General features: G+C 47.5%; 6 protein-coding genes. 2 read left to right on the forward strand and 4 right to left on the reverse strand.

What is annotated here, in order from left to right; genetic code table 11:
* Positions 1 to 142 precede the first annotated feature (142 nt).
* The gene (locus B9J84_RS11880) at positions 143 to 1,960 is read right to left on the reverse strand and encodes a hybrid-cluster NAD(P)-dependent oxidoreductase (protein WP_094124208.1); all 1,818 of its coding nucleotides are present in this window, start codon (positions 1,958 to 1,960) and stop codon (positions 143 to 145) included.
* Positions 1,961 to 2,168: 208 nt separating this feature from the next.
* Here B9J84_RS11880 and pyrC point away from each other — a divergent pair, with 208 nt between their 5' ends.
* Positions 2,169 to 3,197, forward strand: a complete 1,029-nt coding sequence (gene pyrC, locus B9J84_RS11885; protein WP_017047152.1) for a dihydroorotase — start codon at positions 2,169 to 2,171, stop codon at positions 3,195 to 3,197.
* A gap of 67 nt (positions 3,198 to 3,264) precedes the next feature.
* On the opposite strand, the gene rlmC is transcribed toward pyrC, so the two are convergent.
* From rlmC to B9J84_RS11900, 3 genes are all read right to left on the reverse strand, one after another.
* On the reverse strand, positions 3,265 to 4,413 hold the full coding sequence (rlmC, locus tag B9J84_RS11890; protein WP_179217561.1) for a 23S rRNA (uracil(747)-C(5))-methyltransferase RlmC: 1,149 nt from the start codon (positions 4,411 to 4,413) through the stop codon (positions 3,265 to 3,267).
* A gap of 88 nt (positions 4,414 to 4,501) precedes the next feature.
* Positions 4,502 to 5,413, reverse strand: coding sequence for a DUF808 domain-containing protein (locus B9J84_RS11895; protein WP_094124210.1), 912 nt, complete (start codon positions 5,411 to 5,413; stop codon positions 4,502 to 4,504).
* Between the two features lie 134 nt (positions 5,414 to 5,547).
* The gene (locus tag B9J84_RS11900) at positions 5,548 to 6,876 is read right to left on the reverse strand and encodes an HD-GYP domain-containing protein (protein ID WP_088718071.1); all 1,329 of its coding nucleotides are present in this window, start codon (positions 6,874 to 6,876) and stop codon (positions 5,548 to 5,550) included.
* A gap of 280 nt (positions 6,877 to 7,156) precedes the next feature.
* On the opposite strand from B9J84_RS11900, the gene B9J84_RS11905 reads away from it, so the two are divergent.
* Positions 7,157 to 8,068 carry a succinylglutamate desuccinylase/aspartoacylase family protein gene (locus tag B9J84_RS11905; protein WP_179217562.1) on the forward strand — a complete coding sequence of 304 codons (912 nt, stop codon included), beginning with the start codon at positions 7,157 to 7,159 and terminating at the stop codon, positions 8,066 to 8,068.
* Positions 8,069 to 8,222: the final 154 nt, after the last annotated feature.

Here is an 8,222-nt window from a genome sequence, read left to right on the forward strand (position 1 = left end):
GCTTTAAGAGAGTCACTTTCAAGAGACTGAAACGGTTTCGAATAAAAATCACTAGCAACGTCACGCCTCTTGCGGTCAACACTGACCCAAGAGGCATTTTTATTGGACAAAGTCACTGTAGTGCAACAGCGTGAGGCGAAAACTAGTTTACAACCTCAATATCGGTTTCAGGAATACAACAACACGCTAAAGCGAAACCAAGATGACGTTCATGCTCAGGCAGTGCTGGCACGTCAGGTTGATGCACTTTGCCCGACTGCACAGTCACCTTGCACGCGCCACAAAACCCTGCTCGGCAACTGTTGGCAATCGCAATGCCAGCGGCTTCGGCTTGATCTAATAAGGTCGTTTGGTTATTACCCTCAAATACATGGCCATTGACGCTCAGTTGTAACGTTTTCAGCTCAGCTGCGACAGTGTGCGCCACACCAAACGCTTCTTGGTGGTAAGATTCTTCCGCAAGCCCTTTTTTCAACAATAAGCTTTTTGCTTTCTGCATAAAACCATCAGGCCCACACACAAACACTTGGCGAGCAGTCACATGTTGGATTTGCTTAAGGTGAGATAAAGAGAGCCGGCCTTTCAGCCCAAACCAATCTACTGGAGCTTGAGTCAGAGAAATGAAGACTTTCAACCCCGGATGTCGCTGCTTAAGCGCTTCAAGTTCAACACGGCAAGGAATATCCTCAACGCTGCGGCATTGATGATAAAAGACCACATCTTGAATTTGTTGATTATCGGCAAGATAGCGCAACATCGATAACATAGGCGTCACGCCACTTCCAGCCGACAACAGTAACAACGGTTGCTGGTGCTGAGTCGACAGATGAAACGAGCCATCCGGTGATTGCGTGGTCAATGTACTTCCTACCTGCAAGTGATCAAGCAACCAGTTAGAAACTCTACCGCCATCAATACGTTTGACTGAAATCGCTAACCGACCCGGGCGCGATGGGCTAGATGACAAAGTGTAGCGGCGCGCCACGTTCTCGCCATCGATCACAACTTCGATTGGTAGGTGCTGCCCAGGTTGATAATTTGGCATTTCACCCTTTTTAGGCTCTAGCCAGAACGTGACAAAATCACGCGCAATCGCTTCACGCTCAACACAGGTCATCACATGGTGACTCATGCCCAAATCTCGATAAAACTCTTTCTCTTTGTACTCAAGCACCTCAACGCTGTCACCAACTCGAATCATCCCCTCATTTTTTGCGACTAAATTTTGCCCAAAAAACACCCCACCTCTTTCGTTAGCGCGAAATTGTGACAAGGTTCTTAGCGGCTCTTTGGTTGGACGAAAAGCCCCTTTATTCACATCAACAGTAGTGAGAATACAGCGTTCGCAAGGTTTTACCGCTTCAAATTCTACCTCACCAATTCGGATCCGCTTCCAGCTGTCTTCAGCGAAAGGCTCATCGGTTCGTACCACTAGATTGGTACGAAATTGATCCATGCTGTGCACTTCAGGGCTGCGGCGATTAAGTTCATCAAGTGAAGCTTGGCTGATGACCAGCACTGGATAGCCATCAGCAAAACTGACATTGTGACCCACTTTTTCACGCATTCGGTTTGATTGCTCTCCGGTAAACAGCAACTCAACACGCTGGCCTAACACTTGGCTAAACCAATCATCCGCTTCATCGGTTGTGGTGTAAGCGGTAAAGTTATCGTCCCACACTTGCGCTGGAGAAGGTTGCATTTTGAAATCTGCATAACGCAGTTTTAACGGAGATTGGTTCACCGCCGTAAAGATCAAACCATCTGCAACCAGTATTGAATTGACCTTAACCATATTTGGATATTTACGTGCAGTGACCATTGAACCATCAGCTAACGCGATCATAAAGCGCCGATCAAAAGCCAGCCCCTGTTTTTCAACCCAAGCGGTGGACTGCGAGAGGCCACCTATCGATTTGACTGGGTAAACGTTAATTTGTGAGAGTTGAGCTGACGACATGGCCTATCCTTATGCTTTTTTGAAGGTATTTTTATAACGCGATGATAATGGAAATCGCCAAAGCTGGCTAACCCTATGGAAAATAAAAGGATGAAATTCACCCCTGTTTCCTCTATCATCCTGTCGCTTAAACGTAAGCGATTGCGCGCACATTAAAAGCGAAGCCCGTTTAAGCTCCAATCAATTTATTTTCCGGTGGGAGCAACCAATGAAAACATTAACGATTACTCGTCCAGACGACTGGCATGTTCACTTACGTGATGGTGATGTGTTGGCCGATACTGTACGAGACATCAGTCGCTACAACGGCCGCGCACTGATCATGCCCAATACGGTCCCGCCGATCACCACCACAGAATTAGCATTAGCGTACCAACAGCGCATCATGGCGCAAAAACCACGTGATTCTTTCAAGCCACTCATGGCGCTTTATCTCACCGATAACACGACACCTGATGAGATCCGCAAAGCCAAAGCTTCTGGCGCTGTCGTGGCAGCCAAACTTTATCCGGCTGGGGCGACCACCAATTCAGATTCTGGCGTAACCTGCGCTCAAAATATTTACCCTGTATTGGAAGCGATGCAAGACGTTGGCATGCTGCTGCTGATTCATGGCGAAGTAACCGCTCACGATGTGGATATTTTTGACCGAGAAAAAGCCTTCCTCGATACAGTGCTTGCTCCTATTGTTAATGATTTCCCAAATCTGAAAATAGTGTTAGAACACATCACCACCGCCGATGCTGCCGAGTTTGTAAAAAATGCGAACCAGAATATAGCGGCAACGATCACAGCGCATCATCTACTTTATAACCGCAATCACATGCTTGCTGGTGGCATTCGTCCTCATTTTTACTGTTTGCCAATCCTTAAGCGCAACACCCACCAGCTTGCGCTGATTCAGGCAGCGACATCGGGCAATAAGAAATTTTTCTTGGGTACTGATTCTGCGCCTCATGCCAAAGGCAAAAAAGAAGCCGCTTGCGGCTGTGCTGGATCGTACACAGCGCACGCAGCCTTAGAGTTATACGCAGAGGTGTTTGAGCAAGTTGGTAAAATTGGCAACCTTGAAGCGTTTGCCAGTCACAATGGCCCTGATTTTTACGGCCTACCCCGTAATAACGACACCGTTACGTTGGTCAAAGAAGAGTGGCCAGTTGCTGAAAGTATGCCATTTGGCTCAGATATTGTGGTGCCGATCCGCGCCGGTGAAACGGTCGCGTGGGCAGTAAAATAGCTCATTAATGCATCAAAAAGGGAAGCCGCGGCTTCCCTCTCTTTGTCATTTTTGCACCACACAGCGCTTATCTCGGCTTAGGCTGACGCTCTAACAGCACCATCACTTCGCTATGATCGGTATGTGGAAACATATCAAACCATTGCAGTTTTTTGGGTAAGTAGCCCACCATACCTTGCATATCAGTGATCAGCGTTTGCGGGTTACAGCTTGAGTAAATGATGTGTTTGGGTGATAAAGCCACCAATCGCTCAACTAATTCAGTCCCTAAACCACGACGCGGTGGGTTTACTAGCACTAGCTCAGGCGCGGTTGATTGAGCTTGTGAGAATTGGGCAGAATCCAGCGCAGCAAAGTCTAAATTGGTAATGCCCATCGTCTTGGCAGAGCGTTTAGCACTGGCGATCGCTTCTGGTTCAATTTCAATTCCTGTGACTGCCGTAGTTGGACTGGCACAATGTAGGGCAAAACCGCCCACGCCACAAAACAGATCCCACATATGACTTGGGTTTATCTCTCTCACCCAATCACGCGCCGCCGCGTACAACTGCTTCGCTACATGCGGGTTGGTTTGGAAAAAACTTTTCGGGCGGATAACCATAGGCACCTGATTAAACTGCTCAATCAAATACTCACACTCGGTTAAAAAAATTTCTTCTTCACCTTCCAGGCGCGCCATGTGGATGGGTTGAAGGTTAACTGAGACGACGCGAATGGTTGGAAACTGCGCCTGAAGCCGCGCGAGGTTTTGCTCAACTCGGCCTAAAGCTTCGCGACTTCTCAGTACGAAACGCAGCATAAACTCACCTGAATATTCGCTGCGTGTGAGCAATATGTATTTGAGTTCGCCTTTCTTCTTGGCTTTATTATAGGGAGGAATACCCGAGCTACGGATCCAATCTTGTAGATAAGTTAATAGCGCTTGTGTCTCTTGTGGGTAGAGAGCACATTGCACTAACGACACGGGCGTTGATTGCCCATCAACCATGGATTCAACACCCAAGATCGGTGCATGAGCCGCGCCAAGAGCCACCATTTTCGCTTTGTTACGAAAACCCGTCTCTTCACTTATGACAGGTTCTAGCCACTGCTGTGGCATCTGCGTTGAAAACAGCGCTTTTAGTGCCAAATCTTTGCGCTTCACCTGCTCTGAATAAGAAACCGCGCAATGAGTACAAGAACGGCACAGCTGTTGATCAAAAAACGCACACTGCATAATGGGAACTGCCAAAAACGAAAAGCGCTAGTCTATTCGTCTGCGGGCAAATCACCATTCAATATGGTTATCATCACCATAAAAAAAATTAATGTGACGATTTCAATTTACTAACTATCCCCCACACTGCAACCACAGCCAGCCCGGCGAGTAAACCAACGAAACCATTAAGCAAGGTTGGCATCACTACTGTTAATAAAGAGAGTTCAGCAACGGCTGCAATCACAGGTTCAAGCACGTGGTGAATAAAAGGGACGTTGTGCACCACAATGCCACCGCCCACTAAAAACATCGCGGCGGTACCCACTACAGTTAATGCTTTCATGAGCTTAGGCGCGAAACTGATCAACCCTTTACCAAAGCGAGCACGCAGCCCTGCGCCATCTGAAGTGCGCTCTAGGTAGAAACCTAAATCGTCCAATTTCACAATGCCTGCCACCAAACCATAAACGCCGATGGTCATGACCACTGCAATCAAACTCACCACAAAAATTTGTGTCACCATGCTATGGCCTTGCACTGTCCCCAACGCAATCACGATGATCTCGGCCGATAAAATAAAATCGGTCCGAATCGCCCCAGCGACTTTACGTTTTTCATAGTCATCAATCGATACGTCAGTGAGCATGCGCTCATCCGCGTCAGCGGTGCTGTGATGGCTGGTATGAAACACTTTTTCTAAGATTTTTTCTGCCCCTTCAAAGCAGAGAAAAAGTCCACCGACTAACAAGAGCGGCATTATCAGCCAAGGGGCTAATGAGCTCATCAGCAAGGCGGCGGGAACCAAAATTAATTTGTTGCGAAATGAGCCTTTAGCCACTGCCCATACCACTGGGATCTCTCGTTCAGCGGCAACACCAGACACCTGCTGAGCATTGAGCGCCAAGTCATCCCCCAATACGCCTGCCGTTTTTTTCGCGGCCATTTTTGACATCAACGCCACATCATCGAGCACGGTTGCAATATCATCAAGAAGGGTAAGTAAGCTCGCGCCTGCCATGCAAATTCTCTCTTATTCATTTTCATTATTCAAAGCGTGACAAAATGTAACACCAAGCGCTGATGAAGGGAAACACAGCGATGAGAATCCCACCAACAGTGCTGACGCTTCAAGTAGCAAAGCAGTAAAGAACACTAGCTCAGTGACTGAGTATATTCGGCTGGCAATTGAGCCAGAGCGCTCTGTAACGCGGCGAAGCAGTCAGGATCAATGGCAGTATGTAGATTCTCTTGCATGATCAAAAGTGCTTTATCAATTGGCATCGCGGAGCGATAAGGACGTTCCGCGCTGAGAGCATCAAAAATATCGGCCGTCGTGATGATTCGAGTCATCACGCTGATCTCATCACCGTTTACACCACGCGGATAGCCAGTACCATCGAGTTTCTCATGATGTGCCCCTGCCATACGTGCCAACGTCTTAAAGGGCGATAATTTCTGCAAGATTTGTTCAGTAAACGCGGCATGTGCCTGAACGGCTTTCCACTCCATATCGTCTAACTTACCGGGTTTATCTAAAATGGCATTACTGACCCCTAACTTACCAATGTCGTGCAGTAATGCCGCGCGTCTCAACCAAGATCGATCAGTTTCCGAAATGGCTAATTGTCGTGCGATTAAATCAGTATACACAGCCACTCGTTCACTGTGCCCTGCGGTATAGGGGCTTTTTGCATCAACAATCTTGCCAAATGCCGTGACGATACAGTCTAAATACGCTTCATCCAAAGGCTGATGCGCTTGTGCCGGTGGTAAATGCATCACTCGTTGGCTGATATCAGAGGCTTTGAGGCTAGCCACAAAGTGCGGGTTATCCACCAACTGCTCAATAATCTCAACCAATTGTGGGTCAAACCATACACCACTACGCTCTGTAACCTCGCGTATTGCTTCGTCCAAATCATGTTCCATTTGAAAAACGTCAAACACTTGAGCTAATAACGCAATCCGCGAGAAAAGGGGGATGGCTTCACCTTTTAGCTGTTGAGGACGCCCTTGACCATTCCAATGTTCATCCAGTGAGTGGATCCCCTGCGCGACGACTTCGCTAAATCGCAACTCTCGCGCCACATCAGCCCCACGAGTACAACGAGTTTGAATAAGCTCTTGTGCATAATCATTACCATTTTTCAAAATGTCGATGGTAGTTAAAATACGTTCTGCCCAGCTCTGCTCTGAACCGGTATTTTTGACGATAAAGTTAATCACACTCGATAGACTGGTTCCGACGGTTTTATAACGCCGTTTGAAAGCGAGATCATCAGTGGCATACAACTCGCAAATTCGCGCGGCGTTGCTACTGCAGCCCGCATCTTTCAATAGCAAGGTAAAAAACAGATCATGCAGCTCAGCCTGATCGAGCTCTAATTGCATGCCAATATGCATACCAACCCAGCAACAGCGAATGCAGTGCTCCGGTGGCTGGCCTTCCGTCATGTCTAAGGCGGTCGTTAGCGAAATCATTAGTTCAGAAAGGGGGAAACTATTCTCCAATCGTGTTCTCACTCAATTGCATTGGTCTGGTTGCAGTTTAGATGTGACCGTTCGGTTTAGCCAATGATTTACCTCAGTTATCAGGCCAGAGTTGGACTATTTCCTTGCTCTAACAAACCTGCATTGCCCAAAAACAGGTTGAGGTAATGAACCCTGTTAACGGGCTGTGGTAAATCCAGCTTGGTATTTTTGATTGCTCTTGACACTCACACCTCTTACTCTGTGGGCAACTAGTCAAAAAGGAACCCTCATGTACTCTGTTTATACTTATCCTATCGGTACGCCAGGCACACCTTGGCAAGCAGCAGAACGCGAAGCGTGGCTCGCGCAAACGACGATTAAACGAGAATATCAGCAAGAAGTCGTGCCGAAAATTAACGCTTTGGCAACGGATTTTGAGGTAGAGCAATACGGTGCACTATCAATAGACAAAGATCGCTACCCATTATTTGCCTTAAAAAGTCGCTCATGGAACCCTGACAAACCAACGGTGTTGATCACAGGTGGTGTACACGGTTACGAAACCAGCGGAGTACACGGCGCGTTGCAGTTTTTAGCCACTCAAGCACAGCAGTATCAATCTCATTTCAACATTGCCGTTGCCCCGTGCGTAAGCCCTTGGGGCTATGAAACGATCAATCGTTGGAACCCATCAGCGCTTGACCCTAATCGCTCATTTTACGCCAATAGCCCAGCCGAAGAGTCTGCAAGCTTAATGCGCTGGGTCGCAAGCTTAGGTGACGTGCTGGTGCATATTGATTTGCATGAAACTACAGACAGTGATGAAAGCGAGTTTCGCCCTGCACTCGCAGCGCGCGATGGGATTAGATATGAAGCCGATACGATTCCCGATGGGTTTTATACTGTCGGCGATACGGAAAATCCGCAGCCAGAATTCCAAGCAGCCATTATTGAATCGGTACGCAAAGTCATGCACATTGCACCAGCCGACAGTAAAGGCGAGATCATCGGCTCTCCCATCACTCAAGAGGGAGTAATTAATTACTCAATGAAAGCATTAGGGTTATGCGGTGGCATCACAAATTGCTACTTCGGCACCACCACCGAAGTGTATCCAGATAGCCCAAAAGTCACAGCGCAAGAGTGTAATGACGCACAAGTCGCCGCTATTGTTGGCGCTTTGGACTACGTGTGCCGCTAAAACGATAAAACACCCAACCCCCTATGCCATGGATCCATGAATAATAGACGTTGTAAAAAATTACCAAATTAAGTCTAAGACACTTCTTTATAGTTTGATCAGGATGAAGTGCCTACATACGCTTAAGCAATATTATAACAAGCGATTTTTATAC

The sequence above is a fragment of the Vibrio sp. V03_P4A6T147 genome, assembly GCF_002241085.1.
Taxonomy (GTDB): domain Bacteria; phylum Pseudomonadota; class Gammaproteobacteria; order Enterobacterales; family Vibrionaceae; genus Vibrio; species Vibrio anguillarum.

What these genes read in the sequence shown, in the direction of transcription:
- B9J84_RS11880 (WP_094124208.1), bottom strand. Translation starts at nt 1,960, where the DNA reads ATGTCGTCAGCTCAACTCTCACAAATTAACGTTTACCCAGTCAAATCG.
- pyrC (WP_017047152.1), top strand. Translation starts at nt 2,169, where the DNA reads ATGAAAACATTAACGATTACTCGTCCAGACGACTGGCATGTTCACTTA.
- rlmC (WP_179217561.1), bottom strand. Translation starts at nt 4,413, where the DNA reads ATGCAGTGTGCGTTTTTTGATCAACAGCTGTGCCGTTCTTGTACTCAT.
- B9J84_RS11895 (WP_094124210.1), bottom strand. Translation starts at nt 5,413, where the DNA reads ATGGCAGGCGCGAGCTTACTTACCCTTCTTGATGATATTGCAACCGTG.
- B9J84_RS11900 (WP_088718071.1), bottom strand. Translation starts at nt 6,876, where the DNA reads ATGATTTCGCTAACGACCGCCTTAGACATGACGGAAGGCCAGCCACCG.
- B9J84_RS11905 (WP_179217562.1), top strand. Translation starts at nt 7,157, where the DNA reads ATGTACTCTGTTTATACTTATCCTATCGGTACGCCAGGCACACCTTGG.